20 protein-coding genes and 1 other annotated feature are annotated in these 19,463 nt (G+C 31.6%); of the genes, 6 read left to right on the forward strand and 14 right to left on the reverse strand.

Annotation, left to right across the window (positions count from 1 at the left end; translation table 11 throughout):
* A partial coding sequence (locus N4A57_RS04325) for a MerR family transcriptional regulator (RefSeq protein WP_293656355.1) occupies nt 1-247 on the reverse strand: 247 nt, incomplete at its 3' end.
* Nucleotides 248-865: 618 nt separating this feature from the next.
* Here N4A57_RS04325 and N4A57_RS04330 point away from each other — a divergent pair.
* The 5 genes from N4A57_RS04330 to dapD are packed head-to-tail and all read left to right on the forward strand — an operon-like array spanning nt 866 to nt 5,072.
* Nucleotides 866-1,630 carry a DeoR/GlpR family DNA-binding transcription regulator gene (locus tag N4A57_RS04330; RefSeq protein ID WP_293656357.1) on the forward strand — a complete coding sequence of 255 codons (765 nt, stop codon included), beginning with the start codon at nt 866-868 and terminating at the stop codon, nt 1,628-1,630.
* Nucleotides 1,631-1,658: 28 nt separating this feature from the next.
* On the forward strand, nt 1,659-2,657 hold the full coding sequence (locus tag N4A57_RS04335) for an aspartate-semialdehyde dehydrogenase (protein ID WP_293656359.1): 999 nt from the start codon (nt 1,659-1,661) through the stop codon (nt 2,655-2,657).
* Between the two features lie 20 nt (nt 2,658-2,677).
* On the forward strand, nt 2,678-3,556 hold the full coding sequence (dapA, locus tag N4A57_RS04340) for a 4-hydroxy-tetrahydrodipicolinate synthase (protein ID WP_293656360.1): 879 nt from the start codon (nt 2,678-2,680) through the stop codon (nt 3,554-3,556).
* 11 nt (nt 3,557-3,567) lie between these two features.
* On the forward strand, nt 3,568-4,320 hold the full coding sequence (dapB, locus tag N4A57_RS04345) for a 4-hydroxy-tetrahydrodipicolinate reductase (protein ID WP_293656361.1): 753 nt from the start codon (nt 3,568-3,570) through the stop codon (nt 4,318-4,320).
* Between the two features lie 29 nt (nt 4,321-4,349).
* On the forward strand, nt 4,350-5,072 hold the full coding sequence (gene dapD / locus N4A57_RS04350) for a 2,3,4,5-tetrahydropyridine-2,6-dicarboxylate N-acetyltransferase (protein ID WP_293656362.1): 723 nt from the start codon (nt 4,350-4,352) through the stop codon (nt 5,070-5,072).
* A gap of 199 nt (nt 5,073-5,271) precedes the next feature.
* On the opposite strand, the gene hpt is transcribed toward dapD, so the two are convergent.
* The 9 genes from hpt to N4A57_RS04395 form a co-directional block, all read right to left on the reverse strand.
* Nucleotides 5,272-5,808 (reverse strand): hypoxanthine phosphoribosyltransferase, encoded by a 537-nt coding sequence (gene hpt, locus N4A57_RS04355; RefSeq protein ID WP_293656363.1) that lies wholly within the window; start codon nt 5,806-5,808, stop codon nt 5,272-5,274.
* A gap of 118 nt (nt 5,809-5,926) precedes the next feature.
* Nucleotides 5,927-7,219 (reverse strand): L-cysteine desulfidase family protein, encoded by a 1,293-nt coding sequence (locus N4A57_RS04360; protein ID WP_330671444.1) that lies wholly within the window; start codon nt 7,217-7,219, stop codon nt 5,927-5,929.
* Nucleotides 7,220-7,372: 153 nt separating this feature from the next.
* Nucleotides 7,373-9,145, reverse strand: a complete 1,773-nt coding sequence (locus N4A57_RS04365; protein WP_293656364.1) for a sigma-54-dependent Fis family transcriptional regulator — start codon at nt 9,143-9,145, stop codon at nt 7,373-7,375.
* Between the two features lie 39 nt (nt 9,146-9,184).
* A complete protein-coding gene (gene pfkB, locus N4A57_RS04370) occupies nt 9,185-10,120 on the reverse strand; it encodes a 1-phosphofructokinase (RefSeq protein WP_293656365.1) in 936 nt (311 codons plus the stop codon).
* A 92-nt stretch (nt 10,121-10,212) separates the two neighbouring features.
* Entirely contained in the window at nt 10,213-10,344 is a 132-nt protein-coding gene (locus tag N4A57_RS04375) for a hypothetical protein (protein WP_293656366.1), read from the reverse strand.
* A 119-nt stretch (nt 10,345-10,463) separates the two neighbouring features.
* Complete coding sequence (locus N4A57_RS04380) at nt 10,464-11,108, reverse strand: single-stranded DNA-binding protein (protein WP_293656367.1); 645 nt, start codon at nt 11,106-11,108, stop codon at nt 10,464-10,466.
* Nucleotides 11,109-11,277: 169 nt separating this feature from the next.
* On the reverse strand, nt 11,278-11,895 hold the full coding sequence (locus N4A57_RS04385) for a hypothetical protein (RefSeq protein WP_293656368.1): 618 nt from the start codon (nt 11,893-11,895) through the stop codon (nt 11,278-11,280).
* Between the two features lie 219 nt (nt 11,896-12,114).
* Nucleotides 12,115-13,608 carry a sodium-dependent transporter gene (locus N4A57_RS04390; protein WP_293656369.1) on the reverse strand — a complete coding sequence of 498 codons (1,494 nt, stop codon included), beginning with the start codon at nt 13,606-13,608 and terminating at the stop codon, nt 12,115-12,117.
* A gap of 379 nt (nt 13,609-13,987) precedes the next feature.
* Nucleotides 13,988-14,198: a binding site (T-box leader), on the reverse strand.
* 58 nt (nt 14,199-14,256) lie between these two features.
* Complete coding sequence (locus N4A57_RS04395) at nt 14,257-15,021, reverse strand: polysaccharide deacetylase family protein (protein ID WP_293656370.1); 765 nt, start codon at nt 15,019-15,021, stop codon at nt 14,257-14,259.
* 134 nt (nt 15,022-15,155) lie between these two features.
* Between N4A57_RS04395 and N4A57_RS04400 the strand changes: the two genes are divergently transcribed.
* Nucleotides 15,156-16,082: a Na/Pi cotransporter family protein gene (locus N4A57_RS04400; protein WP_293656371.1), complete on the forward strand. Its 927-nt coding sequence runs from the start codon at nt 15,156-15,158 to the stop codon at nt 16,080-16,082.
* 129 nt (nt 16,083-16,211) lie between these two features.
* Here N4A57_RS04400 and N4A57_RS04405 read toward each other — a convergent pair whose 3' ends face one another.
* The 4 genes from N4A57_RS04405 to N4A57_RS04420 all read right to left on the reverse strand — a co-directional run bounded on the left by N4A57_RS04405 (nt 16,212) and on the right by N4A57_RS04420 (nt 19,194).
* Nucleotides 16,212-17,882, reverse strand: coding sequence for an AAA family ATPase (locus tag N4A57_RS04405; RefSeq protein ID WP_293656372.1), 1,671 nt, complete (start codon nt 17,880-17,882; stop codon nt 16,212-16,214).
* A gap of 680 nt (nt 17,883-18,562) precedes the next feature.
* On the reverse strand, nt 18,563-18,694 hold the full coding sequence (locus N4A57_RS04410) for a hypothetical protein (protein ID WP_293656373.1): 132 nt from the start codon (nt 18,692-18,694) through the stop codon (nt 18,563-18,565).
* A 50-nt stretch (nt 18,695-18,744) separates the two neighbouring features.
* A complete protein-coding gene (locus N4A57_RS04415; protein ID WP_293656374.1) occupies nt 18,745-18,876 on the reverse strand; it encodes a hypothetical protein in 132 nt (43 codons plus the stop codon).
* 63 nt (nt 18,877-18,939) lie between these two features.
* Nucleotides 18,940-19,194, reverse strand: coding sequence for a group II intron maturase-specific domain-containing protein (locus N4A57_RS04420; RefSeq protein ID WP_293656375.1), 255 nt, complete (start codon nt 19,192-19,194; stop codon nt 18,940-18,942).
* Nucleotides 19,195-19,463: the final 269 nt, after the last annotated feature.

Raw genomic sequence — 19,463 nt, forward strand, 5'->3', positions numbered from 1 at the left:
CAATCTGTCTTTGAAGGTCGTCTTTTTGTTTATGAGAACTAACCCTACAATATCCTATTACTTTTTTAGTTTTAGTTTCAATTCCCTTAATACCTAAAAAATGATTAAGTTGCTCTTGCGAATAGTATCTTGTACCACCATCAGTTACATGTTGTGGAATGAATGAGCCTTTTTTATGCCAATCTCTTAATGTTTGAGGAGTTTTGCCTATTTCTTTAGCAAACTCACCTATGGAATAATACTTCATTAATTATCACCTCTATATAATAATAATAAATAATATAATATTATTCAATATATTTTTATATATTTTTATAGATTTTATTTAACAATTGCTAACCCCTCACTATTTTACCATATACTGTATTATATTAGTAAGTAGTATATATAGATTTATTAACACTAAGCTTTCTTTATACAGTAACTTGCCTATAAGGGAAACTATTGAAAATCTTTGGAACCCTGGAACGTCACAACATCCTATGCTATCTAAACATGACTCATGAACCTATCTACGAAGATTCACACTTTCGCTTGTGACAAGGACTTGGGTGGAAAAGATTTTCAATAGTTTCCTGAAATAGGCTCACACAAAGCAAGTTTATACACCAGAAATCTATATAGATTTTTCAAAATCCATAAACTCACCTTTTATTTTATATGTTTTTTCAAAAACTTAAAAGTTTTTTATAAATTTTCAAACTTTTTTATTGAAATTATTATCAAAATCTGATAACTTTAATATAATAATATTAGCACAAAGTTAGCAATTTGTTAGCAAATCATTCAATATTTTATTAAACCAACTTTTATGACGAAAGGCAAAACCCTTAGGATGACCTTTCCTAAAAGAGGAGGATTTATTTTGATAACAGAAGCAAGAAGAAAGCAAATTGTTGAAATGGTTGAAAAAGAAGGGGTAGTAAACGTTCAAAATCTTGCTGAATTTTTCAACGTATCCATATACACCATACGTAGAGATTTAACAGATCTTGAAAACAAGGGAAAATTAAAAAAAATCCATGGGGGTGCCGAAAAAGTAGAAAAGACAAAATGGATTTCTACCCTAGAAGAAGGCAATGAAGAGGCCGTTTCTCACAAAAAAGCTATTGCAAAAAAGGCAGCTGAATATGTGGTAGACGGAGATACTATTCTTCTTATGGGTAGTATGATAAGCCTTTTTATGATTCCCCATATAAAAAATTTATATATTACTGTAGTTACAAATTCTTTAGATGTGGCCAAGGAACTTTCTTCTTCCTCCAGCATAGATATTATATTAATAGGAGGAAGAGTAAAAAATATAAAGGGTAACATTTTAGGTTCAAGGGCTATGAAAGAAGTTTACAATTTTAATTTTGACAAGGCCTTCTTACCTTGTGCTGGTGTTCATCACCGGGTAGGTATAACTACTTCAACAATTGATACTAGTGATTTTTTAAAGGCAGCTATAAATTGTAGTAGACAAAACATCATAATCTGCGATTACAGAAAAATTGGTAGAATTACCTTTTCTAAAGTCTGTGGTTTTGAATCTATCCACACAATTATAACTGACCAAGAGGCTAACTCAGATGAGCTTGAGCTTATCTCTAAACACAAAATACACATAGATATGGTAAAGCTATGAAAAGATTAGTGATTGAGGAGGAATTAAATTGAAAAAACTGAACGTAGCTGTAGTTGGTGCTACAGGCATGGTAGGAAGAACATTTCTAAAAGTATTAGAAGAAAGAGATTTTCCATTTGACAATTTGTATTTACTAGCATCTAAGAGATCTGCTGGTGAAAAATTAACTTGCAAAGGTAAAGAATATATAGTTGAAGAGTTAACAGAAAAATCCTTTGACAAAGACATTCATATAGCTCTATTTTCAGCAGGAGGAAGTGTAAGTAAAAAATTTGCTCCTATAGCTGCTAAAAAGGGAGTCGTTGTAGTAGATAACTCTAGTGCTTGGAGGATGGATAAGGAAGTACCTCTAGTAGTTCCAGAAGTTAATCCAGAAGATATTGCATGGCATAAGGGAATAATTGCAAATCCTAATTGCTCAACTATTCAGGCCCTAGTAGCCTTAAAACCACTTCACGATAAATACTCTATCAAAAGAATTGTATATTCCACTTATCAGGCTGTTTCAGGTTCTGGTGTTAAGGGTATAAGAGATTTGGAAGAAGGAGAAAAGGGCAACGACATTAAATTAGCCTACGATCACCCTATATACGGAAACTGTTTGCCTCACATAGATGTATTTATGGATAATGGATATACAAAAGAAGAAATGAAAATGGTTAATGAAACTAAGAAAATATTAAATGATCAGGACTTAAAAATAACAGCTACAGCAATAAGAGTTCCTATAAAAAATTGTCATAGCGAATCTATAAACGTGGAATTTAACAAGAGTTTTGAAGTTGAAGATGTTAAAGAAATCTTTAAAAATGCAGAAGGTATAGTTCTTAAGGATGATGTTGAAAATAATATTTACCCACTAGCTCGAGAAGCTGCTGGCCATGATGAAGTTTATGTGGGAAGAATAAGACGTGACTTTAGTTTAGATAACGGATTAAACCTTTGGGTTGTGGCAGATAATATTAGAAAAGGTGCTGCTACAAATGCCGTTCAAATTGCTGAAGTCTTAGGAAATAAGTATATATAATATTATGACGAGGTGATTATATGTTATTTACAGGTTCAGGTGTGGCAATAGTTACTCCTTATAAGGAAAATGGCGTAGATTATAAAAAATTAGAAGAATTACTAAATTGGCATGTAAATGAAGGAACAGATAGTATAATTACTTGTGGTACTACAGGTGAAGCTTCTACCATGAGCGATGAAGAACAAAGGAGTGTTATTAAATTTACAGTAGAAAAAATAAATAAAAGAATTCCTGTAATCGCAGGCACGGGTAGCAACAATACTCACCACGCAATAGAAATGAGTAAATATGCCCAGAGTGTTGGTGCTGATGGTCTCCTTTTAATTACTCCTTACTATAACAAGTGTACTCAAAAGGGATTAATAGAACATTTTACTAAGATTGCTGATTCTGTAAATATTCCTATAATTTTATATAATGTACCTGGTAGAACAGGAGTAAATATTAATCCATCTACCCTAGAAAAACTTAGTAAACACAAAAACATTGTAGCCATCAAGGAAGCTAGTGGAGATATTTCACAATTAGTAGAAATGGCTAGAGTAGTACCAAAGGATTTTGCATTATACTCTGGTAACGATGACATGATAGTTCCCCTAATGTCTTTAGGAGGTAAGGGAGTTATTTCTGTTGTGGCTAATATCTTACCAAAGGATACCCATGATTTAGTTCAATATTTCTTAGATGGACATATTGAAAAATCTTTAGAATTACAACTTAAAATGAAGAGCTTAATTGATGCTCTTTTCATAGAAGTAAATCCCATACCAGTAAAAACTGCAATGAACTTGCTTGGCCATAATGTAGGCCAATTGAGACTTCCTCTTACTAATATGTTAGAAGAGAACCTAGGAGTTTTAAAGAAAGAACTGAAAAATTACGGTTTTAAGTTATAGGAGGGATAATTTTGATTAAAGTAATCGTTCACGGTTCCTGTGGAAAAATGGGTCAGGTCTTAGTAAATATGCTAGAATCTAATCCAAATACCCAAGTAGTAGCCGGTATTGATAAGTTTTTTATCGATCACAAATATGATTTTCCCGTATTTGAAAAAGCAAGTGATTGTAATGTGGATGGCCAAGTAGTAATAGACTTTTCCCACTATAGTTTAGTTTCACCATTACTAGACTTTTGCAAAAAATCTAAGCTCCCCTTAGTATTATGTACTACAGGTCTTAGTGAAGAATTAGAAAAGGAAATGGTAGAAGCTTCTAAGGAAGTAGCCATCTTTAAAAGCGGTAATATGTCCTTAGGAATAAACCTTTTAATAGATTTAGTAAAAAAGGCTACTGCCGTTTTAAATGACTTTGATGTGGAAATAATAGAAAAACATCATAATAAAAAAGTGGATTCACCTAGTGGAACAGCTTTTATGATAGCTAATGCCATTAAGGATAGTTATAAAAATGAAAAAGAATTCATATATGGAAGACACGGGAACCATACTAAGAGAGAAAAGAAAGAAATAGGCATCCATGCCATACGTGGTGGTACCATAGTAGGTGAACATACGGCAATTTATGCTGGAGAAGATGAGGTTATAGAAATTAAACATTCAGCATCATCTAAAAGAGTATTTGCCCAAGGTTCCATAAAAGCTGCCCTATATATAGCAGATAAGGAACCTGGATTGTATAACATGGATGATTTGCTTAAATAATAATTACTTAAGAGAGGATTGAATAGTAGATGACGAAAGATAAGAACTTAGATTTAACTAATCCATACGAAATAGCAAAATTTATAAAAAATGCAAAGAAATCTACTCCTGTTAAAGCATACATTCAAGGAGATTTAGCTGGAGTTAACACGGAGAATTTAAAACTATTTGGTAATAATGATTTTTGGATTTTAGTTGGAGAAAACCATGCAGTTGAAAATTTCATTAAAGAAAACAAGGGAAATATTAAAGAATTCCATATTGAAAACGACAGAAGAAACTCAGCCATACCAATGCTTGATATTAAAAATATAGAAGCTAGAATTGAACCTGGTGCCATCATAAGGGATAGAGTTAGTATTGGTAAAAATGCAGTTATCATGATGGGAGCCGTTATAAACATTGGTTCTGAAGTGGGAGAAGGCACTATGATAGACATGAACGCCGTATTAGGTGCTCGTGCCACTATAGGCAAAAATGCTCACGTAGGAGCTGGAGCCGTTATCGCTGGAGTTTTAGAACCACCTAGTGCCACTCCTGTTATAGTGGAAGATGGAGCTATGATCGGTGCTAATGCAGTAATCCTAGAAGGAGTTAGAATAGGAAAGAGAGCCGTAGTTGCAGCAGGTTCAGTAGTTACTACAGACGTGCCAGAAAACACAGTAGTTGCTGGTTCTCCTGCTAAAGTAATTAAGGCCAAGGATGAAAAAACTGCTGAAAAAACTAAGATTTTAGATGATTTAAGAGGATAACAAAAAACCAGAGTGATCATGTCACTCTGGTTTTTAGGTATATTCAAAAAATAAATTAGTCATTTCACTGGTTATTTGAATTATTTTCTTCGTTATGGAATCGCTTACATATGTTTAATATCCTCGCTCACCATGCCTTGAAAATAATCCAAATCCCTCAGAGAACTGACTAATTTATTTCTTTCTTTCATACACCTTATTATTCTTTATCTACAAATGTAAATACATTTGGTACATTTCTAAAATAATCTCCATAGTTTAATCCATATCCGACTATGAATGTATCTGGAATAGTAAATCCTACATAATCAGCATCAAGATCAGTTTTTCTTCTTGATGGTTTGTCTAATAATACACAACTTTTAATACTATTTGGGTTTTTAGCTTTTAAATGCTTTAATACATATTCCATAGTAAGACCTGTATCTGCTATGTCATCTACTACTAATATGTCATATTCACTTAAATCAAAATCTAAATCTTGTAATATTTTTACCTTTCCAGAACTCTCTTCTCCATGTCCATAACTAGAAGTAGTCATAAACTCTACCCTAACAGGTGCATCAATAGCTCTTACTAAATCTGCTGTAAAAATGAAACTTCCCTTTAGTAAGGAAACAGCTACTAATTTCTTACCCTCGTAGTCCTTTGCAATCTCTAGTCCTAGTTCGTCAACTCTCTTTTGAATGTCTTCTCTAGAAAATAGTACTTTTCTTTCTTTATTTTCTAAGTTCATTAGTCCGATTCCCTCCATCTTATGGTAATAAATTGTAACATTAAATGATTAGGTAATATTGTAATTGAAAAAATCATCTTTGTCAATTGGCATACATAAAATGAAGATTTTTACACTTCTAATGACACCTCCCCATATGGTTCATAATATTTAATATTACCGTATCAGTAATCTTCATTCCCTTTTCAGATAAAACGCCTAAATTTTTGATAGTTTCCTCTGCCGTCTCTCCCACTATTCCATTTCTAGTTGGTACAATGGCATTATTTAAGGACAATAATACGGATTGAATAGCCGCTGATGCAGATGTGGATAATTTAAGGGCACAACCTACTTTAGCTCCATCACAAATCATTCCACTTAAATTAGCTATCATATTTTTTACTATACCATCTATTTGAACGTGATTTGCTCCCATTAACCATCCAATGGCCACACCTGCCCCTGTTGACGCTGCCACTGCACAACCACAAAGGGCAGATAATCTACCTATATAGTGTTTCACATAACTGTTTACCACATGGCTTATGGCCACTGCCTTGGCTAATTTTTCTTCTTCCACATTATACTTTTTCATATAAGCAACAATAGGTAATATGGCTGTAAGTCCATTATTTCCACTTCCATTACTACTCATAACAGACATATTTATTCCTGACATTCTAGCATCTGATGCTGCAGCTGTGAACATCATGGCTGTATTTAATAAATCATCAGATAATATGCCCTTTTTAATATTTTCCGCAAGGGATCTTCCAACTTTCATGCCTAATTCACTTTCTAAACCTTTTTCTGCTACGGCTTTATTCATATTAAGACCGTCTAACATGAATTTCACATCTTCAAAGTCCATTTTTTCTATTTCTTTAATTATGTCATATATTTTCATATGGTATATGAAAGTATATGGCTCCCTTTTAACTTCACTTTTATTAGATTCTTCTAATATTACATTTTCATTTTTCTTAATAAAAGTAAAATGTGTATGTTTATTACTTATTACAGTTTCTACTCTATCCTTAGAATTTTTCAATTCAACTCCAATATATACCTTTTCGTTCGTGTCCTTAATTCCTATCTTAACCTTTCCACTTTCTAATAATTCTTTAGCTTCTTCTATATGATAGGACTCAATATGTGCTAATACATTTAATACTTTCTGACTCTTTCCTCCTACGACTCCTAGGGCAGCTGCAATTTCCAAACCAACTTCTTCCGTATTGGGAATGCCTACGCATAATCCATTTTTATATACATTAGGAGAAAGTAATACCTTAGCACTTTCAATTTCTCCCTCTAATAATTCTTTTGCCTTTGCACATGCTAAAGCTACGGCTATGGGCTCCGTACAGCCCATAGCAGGAATAACTTCTCCTTCTAGTAATTTTATGATTCCATCTTTTAAATTCATTATAATTCCCCTCTCCATCTATGCTTTATGACTTTTTATATCGCAATTGTCATGCCAATGGTATAAAGGAGATTTTACCTATAGTTTATAGTCCAAAGTCTCATAATGAGAAAAAAGGACAAAAAAACAATCTCACTATGAGATTTTTTCTCATTATGAGACTGTAATATTATAACTTTTAATTTTTCTATACATGGTAGCCCTTCCCAATCCTAAGGCTCTAGCAGCCTTTTCTACAGCCTGTTTATCCCCCTTATAATACTTTAATGCCTTTTTAATTTCTCTTTTCTCTAAATCCTTTATGGGCATTATCCTTTCATTTGTACCTTTATGATTTTCCTTTCTTTTTAATCTCATGGGCAAATCTTCTATTCCTATGAAATTTAAAATACACATATTAACTGCATATTCTATGGAATTTTCTAACTCCCTCACATTACCAGGCCAACTATACTTTTTAAATATATCTATGGCATCCCTATTAAAACCCAATATATTTTTATTTAACTTTTTATTACATCTTCTCAAAAGGTCATATATGATATTTTCTAAATCTTCCTTTCTATCTCTCAAAGGAGGTATATAAATGGGAATTACATTCAATCTATAAAATAGGTCTTCTCTGAATTCTCCTTCTAAAACTTTCTTTTCTAGATCCCTATTTGTGGCCGCAATTATCCTAACATCTACAGATATGTTATTATTAGCTCCTATCTTTTCTATAGTGTATTCTTGCAATACCCTTAATAGTTTAGTTTGAAGGTGTATAGGCATATCTCCTATTTCATCTAAAAATATGGTCCCCTTGTTGGCCAATTCAAATTTACCTGCTCGACCACCCTTTTTACCACCTGTAAAGGAACCTTCCTCATATCCAAACAATTCACTTTCAAGTAAAGCCTCTGGTATGGCTGCACAGTTTATGGGAATAAAAGGACCCTTAGCCCTATTACTATTAAAATGAATGGCCCTTGCAAATAATTCCTTTCCCGTTCCACTCTCTCCATGGATTAATACTGTTGAGTTAGAAAAGGACGCCCTTTTAGCATCTTTTTTAACCTTCTCCATAACAAGGCTATTTCCTATAATGTCATCAAAGGTTGTAATTATATTTGTGTTAGATATATAATTTACCACCTCTAATATTTCGCATACATTAGAAAAAGTAAAAACTATACCTATCTTACTCCCTTCCACTTCCATTAATTTTCCACTATAAAATCCTCTTATGGAACAGTCCTTATGGTTATATTCAAAGGGAACATTTTTAATTTCTTGGTTTTTCCTTAGAATTTCATTCACATTTATAGTCTCTACTAAATCTATTATATTGATTCCCTTTAATTCATATCCATGCCTATTAAATAATTGGGTAGCCTTAAGATTAAATTGAATTATTTTTCCTTCTTCATCAACGCCGACTATACTTTTGTCTACCGAATTCAGTACCGTTTCTAATTCCTTTAATAGTAATTTTATTTTCTCTGTCTTCTTCAATTCTATTAATTTAGTCCCTATTAAATCTGCCATTTTATTTAAAAAATCCAATAGATCTTTTTTATTCTTTATTATTTCATTCCTTTGTTCTTCGTTTAACGCTATTAACCCAATAACTCCTATGGGTTCATCCTTTATTTTTATAGGACAGCATACTTCCGCATACTCTTTGCAGTTTTCCCTATCATTACATCTCCTACAAGCTTCATGTTCCTTTGGATTTTCCACCACAAAACTTTCCCCAGTTCTTAAGGAATAGGCAAATACAGAGTCCACATCTATTCGATTATTAAAAGAAGCTTTTTTGCCACCTGTTACAGCTATTCGCTCCAGGTTCTTATCAACTATTGTAACTTCCACTTTCATTACACTTGCAATAGCTTGGGCAATACTTTGTACGCTAGATACAATTTTTTTAAGTTCCACCATATCCCCCCTCTTTTAATATAATAAAATAGAGTAGAACTATTATTCTACCCTCTCTAATTTAACTTGATTATAAAAATTTTCCACATTATTAATATCTACAAATCCAATCTTCTCTTCTATCACATTTGCTGTTCCTGTGGCTACTGCATATTTAAAGGCCTTTTTTATGTCATGGTCCTTTAAAAGAGTCACTGCAAACCCTGCTACAAAAGCATCTCCACATCCTATAGAGTTTATGGCCTGAACCTTCCCTTGAACCTTTACCCTATAAGCTTCATCCTTAGTAACAAATATGGCTCCATCTTCTCCTAATGATATGGATACCACTTCCACACCCTGCCTACAAATATGTTTACATTCGAATATTATTTCTTTTTCACTATTTAACTTATAGCCAACTAATTCTTCTAATTCTGATAAGTTTGGCTTTATCATAAAGGGCTTTGCCTTTATAGCTTCTCTTAAATATTCTCCACTTGCATCTATTATCATCTTCACATTATTGTCTTTAGCAATCTTAACCATATCTCCATATATGGTTTTAGGCAACCCCCTTGGCACCGTACCAGCAGCAATTATTATTCTACTATACTTTAGTACCTTCACGAACTCTTTTACAAATTCATTTAGTTCACTTTTACTTACTATGGGGCCATATTCTCCTAATATGGTTTCCGTATTGTTTACAGGATCTACAATTGCAGTAAATATTCTAGATGGTTCCCTAATTTCTACAAAAGAAGTATCTATTCCCAACTTATATAGTTCGGATTTAATAAACTCCCCTGTGTATCCACCTAAAAACCCTGTAGCATTCATCTTTTCACCTAAAATAGATGCTACACGGGCAACATTTAACCCTTTTCCTCCAGCAGTAATATTTACATCATCCACATGATATCTCTTATTCGGTTTAAAGTCATTTATTATATACGCCCTATCAAGGGCAGGATTTAAGGTAACTGTAGTAATCATATGATCCCCTTCTTAAGCAAAATAATACAAATTTATTATATAATTAAAATGTAATATTTGCAAAGACTTTTTACAACATGGCCTTATTATTTTTATTGTCTAATATTTATTTTATACAATATTTCCTTTATTTCCTTTAAAAGTACTACTATTTTATTAAGAGTATACTGAAAACTAACTAATATTATAAAAAAAATCATAATTGCCATAACTTTATAATCCATCTCATCATCCTTCCTATTTTACCTATTATAATCTATTTTAAATATTTTAATCAATGATTAAGTTATTAAATCACAATAAAATAGAGAAGTAACTCAACTTGTCACTTCCCCTTGAAATATTATTCCTTTAATTTATTATTATTGTCTCCTATTTCCATCTTAGATATGGAAACTTCATAGGCCACCTTAGTTATTACATTTTCTTCATTTAATTTCTTCTGATATTCTCTACTTTGAGCCCTTCCCCATATTTTTATATGATCTCCAACTTTTAATTTTTCTGAAAATCTGGCATTTCTACCCCATGCTATACAGGGAATATAATCTGATTTATTATAGGGCCTATTTACTGCTATTAACATATCAGTTATTTCTCGACCAAAGGGAGTAGATCTATAAACGGGTTCTTTGCATATATATCCATCTAAAAATACTTGATTAGGATTTTTTATTTCTTCTTCTTCAAAGACTTCCATATCACGAGCAAAAACTGTAATAACTAATTTGTTTTTACCATTCACATACTTATTATATGAACGCAATTGTCCCTCTACCTTCAGTTTTGTACCACATTTAATATTTTCCCCCATTAAAATTCTTTCTGATATGGTAATGGGCAATACATCATTGTATTCACTAAGTCTTGGAACTTTAACATCTAGTGAATAAAAACCTTCTCCATACATTTCATGACTAAAACTCAAAGGAGAACATACTTCACCTATTACACTTACTAGATTCGTATCAATAACCTTGTCAGTCATCCCCCCACGCTCCTTCCTATTTCTTGTGTACTTTTAGGGCTTATCTACAATTATATCTATTCATTTTTTCAGTATAATATGATAAGAAAATTAACTTTTTTATTTGAAAGGAGCTTTTATTTGAATATAACTTCACACTTTATTCAAAAGTATGGAAGGTAATACTTCATTAAATGTATAAATCTTTTATATATTCTAATAATTCACAAGGATCTATACCATATAATAACAATACACCTATGGCCCCTAATACATTGTATATGGCCTTTTCATCTTCATAATTTATCAAAACTGGAAATTCTACCGGCTCCACTTCCATATCCCCCCTAGCACTTATGGTCCTTTGTAAGAAGCAATTTAGCTTTATTTTGTCAGAAACCAGCAAACTAGAAGCTGTCAAAGTGGCCCTTTTCCTCATACCATAGGATACTACTAATCTTTCATCATTATGCCCTAGGACAAAAGGAGTGTTATTATCATCTTCATTCATAATCAATACTCCATTATTTTTAACATGATTTAATGCTTTTCTTTGAAAATCAATTTCTTCTTTCCTAGTATCTATATGTAATAAAAGATCTAAGCTTAGATCCTTTTCTAAATTACAAGTATTTAAGTTTAATAAAACAACATCTATCTCTTTAGAATCTACCATAGGATCTTCATATTCTACCTCTACAATTGTATATGCCTTTTTATTTAAAACATGTTTTATTATTTTTGATGATATTTTATTTTCATCTCCTAATACACCTATAATTTGAACATGATTTGAAAGTTTCGTCATAATTTCATACTCCTTTTGGTATTGATATATGGTTATTTTTCCCTTAGTTTCATTAAATAATTCACCTTATAAAGATAAAAGGCTTGAAAGTTTCAAAACTTTCAAGCCTTTTATCTTTACTGATTTTCAGAATTAAATGCCCTATTAACTAAAAATAAAAAACCACCTAGATAAAATCCTAATACACATATCATCATTATTAAAGATTTAAATGCCATATTATTCGTCCCCCTTTGTAGCTCTAATATGAATTCCTTCACCGATACTATTAGAGAATAAATTATTAGTTGCCATTGCAAATGCTACATATAATGCAAATTGGAATATAATTGTTCCTACACTGAAGGTTTCAAAGGGTTTCCACCAGCTATCAGGAGACCAACCAATGGCCTTAAGCATCCACCATCCTGTTAATATAGTAAACATTACAGGGAATAGCTTTACACAAACACTCCACCATTTTCCGATTTTAAAATCAGACCAAGGAGTATTAATATATTTTGTTCTAATGTTTTCTACTCCATACTTAATAAGTGCAAATGCTATTAACAATCCACTTACTAATAAACCAATACCTAATACCCAATCTTGGTTATCTAAAAAGCTTACACTATAGGCAGATGGTACTCCTACTATCATTCCAAATGCCACAATTAATACAGTAGCTTTCTTTCTAGTAAAACCTGCATCCATAAGATTTCTAACACCAACTTCTATCATTGGTAATAAAGATGATAAAGCTGCTATGGTCATACATAAGAAAAATCCTGCTGCTATAATATTCCCAGCTGGCATAGTAGGGAATAATTGAGCTAAATAAATAAATGTTAAACCTGTATTTCCAGAAGCTAAAACTTCACTAGTAAATTCTTGTGATGGAGATAAGGCAAATATGGCCGGCAATATGGTAATCCCTGCCAAAAGTGATCCCACATTATTTCCAAATCCCATAATCATACAGTTTCCTGCCACATCTTCCTTCTTCTTAGTATATACGGCATAAGTTATAATAAAGCCCCATCCAGCACCTGTAGACCAGGCTGCTTGAGTAAACGCTTCTAACCAAATCTTTGGATTTGATAAAAGGCTAAAATCCGGATTAAATAAATATTCAAGGCCCTTTAATGCACCTGGTAATGTTAATGATCTTATTGCTGCCCCAATTAATAATACAAACAATGTAGGTATCATAACTTTACAAGCTTTTTCTATCCCATCGTTAACACCCTTGTATATTATAATTCCTGCAACCATAATAGATACAAAGTGTAGTGGTATAGTTTGCCATGGACTTGTGGTAAAAGTATCCCATATGGCCTGGGTATCTGTAGTAGTCATACCAGCTTTAAACGCCCCGGATAAAGCCAGGGTAAAATACTTAAAGCACCATCCCATAACTACAGCATAATATGCCATAATTAAAAGACAAACTGCACAAATCCACGTTCCCATCCATGTAAACTTTTTTCCAACAAAATCTCTGAACGCCCCAATAGTTCCAAGACCGGTTTTTCTCCCCATTACCATTTCTCCCATTAAAAGTGGGATAGCCCAAACAAATAGTGCAATTGTCCATGCTATTAAGAACGGTCCTCCACCATTTGAAGCTACAACCCTCGGGAATCTCCATATATTCCCTGTTCCAATTGCCATTCCCATAGATGCAGCTATAAAACCCCATCTACTGCCCCATTGCTCTTTCTTTTGACTCATAAGTTTCCTCCTATAGTTATTTTTTATTAAAAATTAATTAAAATCATACACAACCCTTGTTCTTATGCTCTATTTTACACACTTTATCACATTAAATCGCTAAATGATTCAATGTCAAAAAAGAAGTGTTAGTTAGTTAAATAATAAACACTTTTTATGCAGCATTAGTAATTAGCTTTTATAAGTTTAATAGAAAATGAAATGTTTTTGTGAAATGTTATTAATAGATTAGATTATTTTAAATTAAGAAAATATAAGTGCCTTTCATTGAACACATTATATAGGATTTTACAATCAAAACATTCCTGCAGATTTTCATGAAATGGAAACTTAGAAGATTTCCTAATTTTATAAAATAAAAAAAACTCCCATCCCTAAAAAAAGGGACGAGAGTATACTCGCGGTACCACCCTAATTAACTACACTTACCTAATTGTAGCTCACTTAGTTAATCGTAACGTGATTAAAACGTAATAGCTTATCACCATCTGCTCTGGAACAGGTTCAAAACACTAGTTCATAAACCTCTCACCACTGGCTTACTCTCTGCACAACATCATGTTTTTACTATTCTCCTTCATAGCATTTTACATATTTTTCTATACATATCTTATACATATTATATCACTAAACCCTTATCCTGTCAAATTACTCACTTCTTTGCATGCCCGTATTGTCAATATAATAATTTTCTTTCATAATCAAATCAGATATAGGTACTATTTCATAACCTTCCTTTTGTAGTTTTTCTATAACTAAAGGTAAATATTCTAATACGTATTTTGCATTATTATGAAATAAAACTATTGATCCTTTTTTAACATTTCTAGTGACCCTATCTACAACAGGTTTAGATCCTAGTTCCTTCCAATCCAGCGAATCCACATCCCATTGTATAGTATAATACCCTTCTTCTTTAGCAGTCTCTATAAGAATATTGTTGTAATCTCCAAAGGGAGGCCTAAATAAAGTGGGTCTAGTCCCTGTTAATTCTTCTATCTTTTTTCCTGTAGTACTTAATTCTTTAGATATTTGCTCCCTAGTAAGCTTTGACATATGTGGATGGGTCGTGGAGTGATTTTGTACTTCATGGCCCTTGTCAGAAATTTTTTTCACCATATCTGGGTATTTGTCTACCCAAAATCCCACTAAAAAAAAGGTGGTTTTTACATTATACTTATCCAACACCTCTAATATGCCATCCGTATACTGATCTCCCCAAGCCGCATCAAAGCTTATGGCAACCTTCTTTTCTTCTTTATCAACACAGTATATAGGTAAGACCTTATTACGATTCATTACACCTACTATTTTATTACCTAGAGTACTCATGTTAGCGTATGACATTCCTACTATTAGGACTACCATTGTAATTAATAAAATTTTCTTCCTATCTATTACAAATATCTTCATATGATCCCCCCTTTAGAAAAACATCTATATTACTCATATAATTAAATTTATTCCTTTTGTCATATATTTATGATTTTTTTACTAGAAATATTATAGATTAAGTTTCTCAAGTAATTAAAAGGAGAAGGATTAGTATGATACATATTTTAATCAATTTTATCATATCCATTTTTGTTTTTTTCTTCGGTATGATTTTAATGACAAAATCCATAGTCTTAAGCTGGAAGGAAAATCTAGAAAAACCCTTAAAAATAATAAGAAAACATCCATCCTTTGGTATACTATTAGGCCTTATAGTTACCATGTTTACCCAAAGCAGTAGTGCCACGTCCGTTCTTGTAGTAAGTTTTGTAAACGGAAATATATTAGGTCTCTATGAAGCCACTGCCATAATAATGGGAGCTAATATAGGGACCACCTTCACATCTCAATTAGTCAGTTTTAATATATATGCCCATATTCCCCATGTATTATTTTTTTCTGTTTTAATATATTACTTAAAACTAGGTCCCTTATTTGAAAAAACATGTAAATTTTTCATTGGTCTCTGTTTATTGTTCATGGGTATGCACCTGATGTCCTATTCCCTTCTTCCTTTAAAAAATCTAATGGCCTTTTCAGATTTAATAAAGTCTGTAGCTAAAAATCCAATGAAGGGAATTTTCATGGGAGCCTTAACCACAGCCATAATACAAAGCAGTTCCACATCTATAGCCCTCCTACAAAGTTTAAGTACAACAAGTTTCATTAATATTGTTCAGGCTGTTCCCATTATTATTGGGCAGAATATAGGAACTTGTGTTACTACTCTTTTTTCAAGTATAGTTACAAATATAGATGGTAGGCGTACTGCTTTTATACATATTTTATTAAATATCCTGGGTACACTAGCCATATATCCATTTATAACCACATTAGCCACCATATCTGTTAAACTTTCCCCCCACAATGTGGTTAGACAAATCGCCCATGCCCATACCCTTTTTAACATTTTCTTTGTAATATTATTTTTCCCATTTATAAAATCCATTGTATCCTTGTCTAAAAAAATAATAAAATAGGTCACCAAATTAACCCCTTTGTTTTGGAGAAAAGTTTAAATTTAGTATATTAATAAAAAAACAGCAATTTTTAGCTTTAGGCATATGAAAATTGCTGTTTTCAAATTATTTATTAAATTTATTTTCATTTTAATAACTCATTTTAACATCTTTTCCCTTAAATGCAATACCTAATTCAATAATATCCGTTACTCCTTCATCTAACAGTTCAATTCTATATTTTTTATCTTTTATCTGTTTTAAAGCATTATCAGCAGCTTCTTCAATACTTCCATCTTCATCATCAAATTTTTTAAACTCAATAACTATTCCCTTACTATTTCTTTCCCTTGGAATAATCATTATATCATATCGCCCATATCCACTTTCTCTATTAGATTTGACTTTATAACTATCACTCAAAAATATTAACATGCCAAGCACAAAAGCATGATATACTTTCTCACTCTCATTACCACTGGGATCAAAAAAACTCATTGATTTTATAACATAATCCTTAAAAATTTTATTAAACTCCTTAATATCACCATTTACTAAACATTTCATCATATAACTAAAATTATGAGAATTTATACTTTTATCTGCCCACTTAATAATAATCTCCCTATATAAGTAAAGCACTTCAATATTGGGAACCTTAAGTTCACAACTTAATCCATACTCATCTTGTACTCTATTTACCACTTTCAAATATCCACTAAAAAGTAAAAAAGACCATATATTATTAGGATTTTCATTAATTTCTCTTAAAGATATATCTTCTCTTATAGGTTTAGTAACTGTTTTACTCTGAATCAAATCTTCTAGACTCATCTTAAGATTAGCATCACCTTTTGATATCAAATCTTCTATAATATCATTACTACTTGTATTTACCCAATATGGGACAAATCCACGTTTATATTTTTCTACAAAACTTAGAATAGACCAAGGATTATAGATTACCTTATTACCAAAAATATATCCATTATACCACCCTCTAACCTCATTAATGTCATACTCCAAATTATAATACTTAAGTATTTCCTTTACTTCCTCTTCTGTAAAACCAAAGGAATCCTCAAAAAAATAGTCTATGACAGTACTAACTTGAAGATTGTTAAGTCCCGAGAATATACTCTCTTTAGCCACTCTAAGTATTCCAGTAATAACTGCCTTTTCCATATAAGTGTTATCTTTTAATGCACTACCTAAAAATCCCCTCATAAAATCTATAACATCCTCATAACACTCATTTTTATATGCAGAATGTATTGGAGTATCATATTCATCTATAAGAAAGATTACCTTTTCGTCATTATGTTTAAATAATAACTTACTTAAAATTTTAATTGCACTCATACAATCAATAAAATCAAATTTTCCCGATAAGTATTTATTTAAATCTTCCTTTTCATAATTATTTAAGTTTGTACTTTTAATTAAATATTCATGCTCTCTATACATTTCTTTTACTAAATTTATAATTAATCTTTCAAAACTATTAATATTTTTAATCTTAATATCTTTGAATGTTAAATATATTACAGGGTATTTACCTTGTAATTCCATTATCTCTTTTTCTTCATTTATTTTTAAAGAATTAAATAAATATGATTTATCTAAAATACTATTTTCAAAAAAATATCTAAGCATTGTCATATTTAAAGTTTTTCCAAAACGTCTAGGTCTTGGTATTAATAAAACACTTGCTTTATTAGTTACCACCTCTTTAATTAATAAAGATTTATCTATATAATAACCATTATTATTAATAATGGTTTGAAAGTCGCTAGTACCAATCATTACAGATTTTTTCATATCAATGCTCCTCTCATTATTATATTTATATAGGCACATTCAAATACTTTTTCCATTATTATACCATATAGCATAACATAACTTCATCTAACTGTTCTTTTTTAATAGGGTTTACCTTTTCTGTAGACTTATACAAAGTTGTAACTATAGTATATCTTCTACCTGTTGCAATAAATAGATTGATAAATAATAACTCGACTGCTCTAAGATATCTATTAAAAGAATCTTTTCCCAGGTAGGAATATGAATATTGGCATTACCAATAGATATTTTAACAGTATATGTATTAGTAGAAGATTTTTTATTAGAAATATCTAAAGAATTTTTAGATTTTAACTTGATAGGATAAAAAGGTATAGAACCTTTTTTAGTATCTTCTGACCTATGGTAATATAGCTGGTTTCTTGTGATATTATGCTCCTTATAAAACTGAGCTATAGTACCTTCATGGGAGTTATATAGATTTATGATATGTTGCCAATTAATTTTAGTTGATTCCTTTGCTATAACTAGGACCTCCTTACTTTCTCCTATAATTGTAACAAGGGAATCTTAATATATATATCTGTCAAATCTTTTACGCTTACGTAAAAGTAAACCCCTCCAAATAAAGAATCCCTCAAACAATTGTCTGAGGGAATATAAAACATGCATCTATATTTACTTGAAATCTCTTCAACCTATTTCTTATATATCTGAACAACCATCTCCACATGTGCTGATGCTGTAGGATAATAATAACATACAAAGATACTATTTTGTATCGAGTAGCTAGAAAACAGGGTAATTAATCCTGTTTTCTTTGCTCTCACAGAACCGGACTTACGTTTGCCGTATCCGGCTCCTGAAATTTCTCTCCAAACTAATAGTAGTTTGACAACAATCCAACTTCATATTTTGTTAAATCTATAAGACCAAGTTCTTTGAATAGCTTATTAGGAAGTAGCATATGCACAATGTGAACATTTGAGTTCTTCCATTTTCCAACTGCCATTTTCTTCCCATTACCTTTTATTCCTAGCCTTTTCATTTCTTTGTGCATAGGTTTATAAGATTTCTATTGTCTTAATTTAATCATACGCAATCTTCTTCTTATCCATCCCATCAAATCGCTTATAAGAGATTTGATATTAGCTACTTTATAGTAGTTCATCCATCCCCTTAATATAGGATTAATCTCTTTAATTATATCTTCCATCTTCCTCCCTGTTCCCCTTACAGTCTTACGTCTTATTTTATTTTTAAATCTCTTGATTCTTTTAGGATTTACTGATAAATATTTCTTATAAATAGTAAATCCTAAAAATCCCACTCCTTCGTGTATACTTGTGAGTTTTGTCTTTTCTTTGTTAACTGTAAGTTTCAGTTCTTCCTCGAGTATCTTTGTAGCATAGGACTTGTAGTTACCTGCTGTATTCTTATCTTTTGCAAAGATAAGAAAGTAAGTAGACCAAGGGAACCTCCCCCTTAGTCCCTCTCAGAACCGTACGTGAACCTCTCAGCTCATACGGCTCCCATCATCCAGCTGTTGGTAATATCCCAAATTTCCAGTGTGCAAACAATTTTCTATCTCTTTTCGCA

Origin of the sequence: Anaeromicrobium sp. (genome assembly GCF_025210435.1) — a bacterium.
In the GTDB taxonomy this organism is placed as follows: Bacteria; Bacillota; Clostridia; order Peptostreptococcales; family Thermotaleaceae; genus Anaeromicrobium.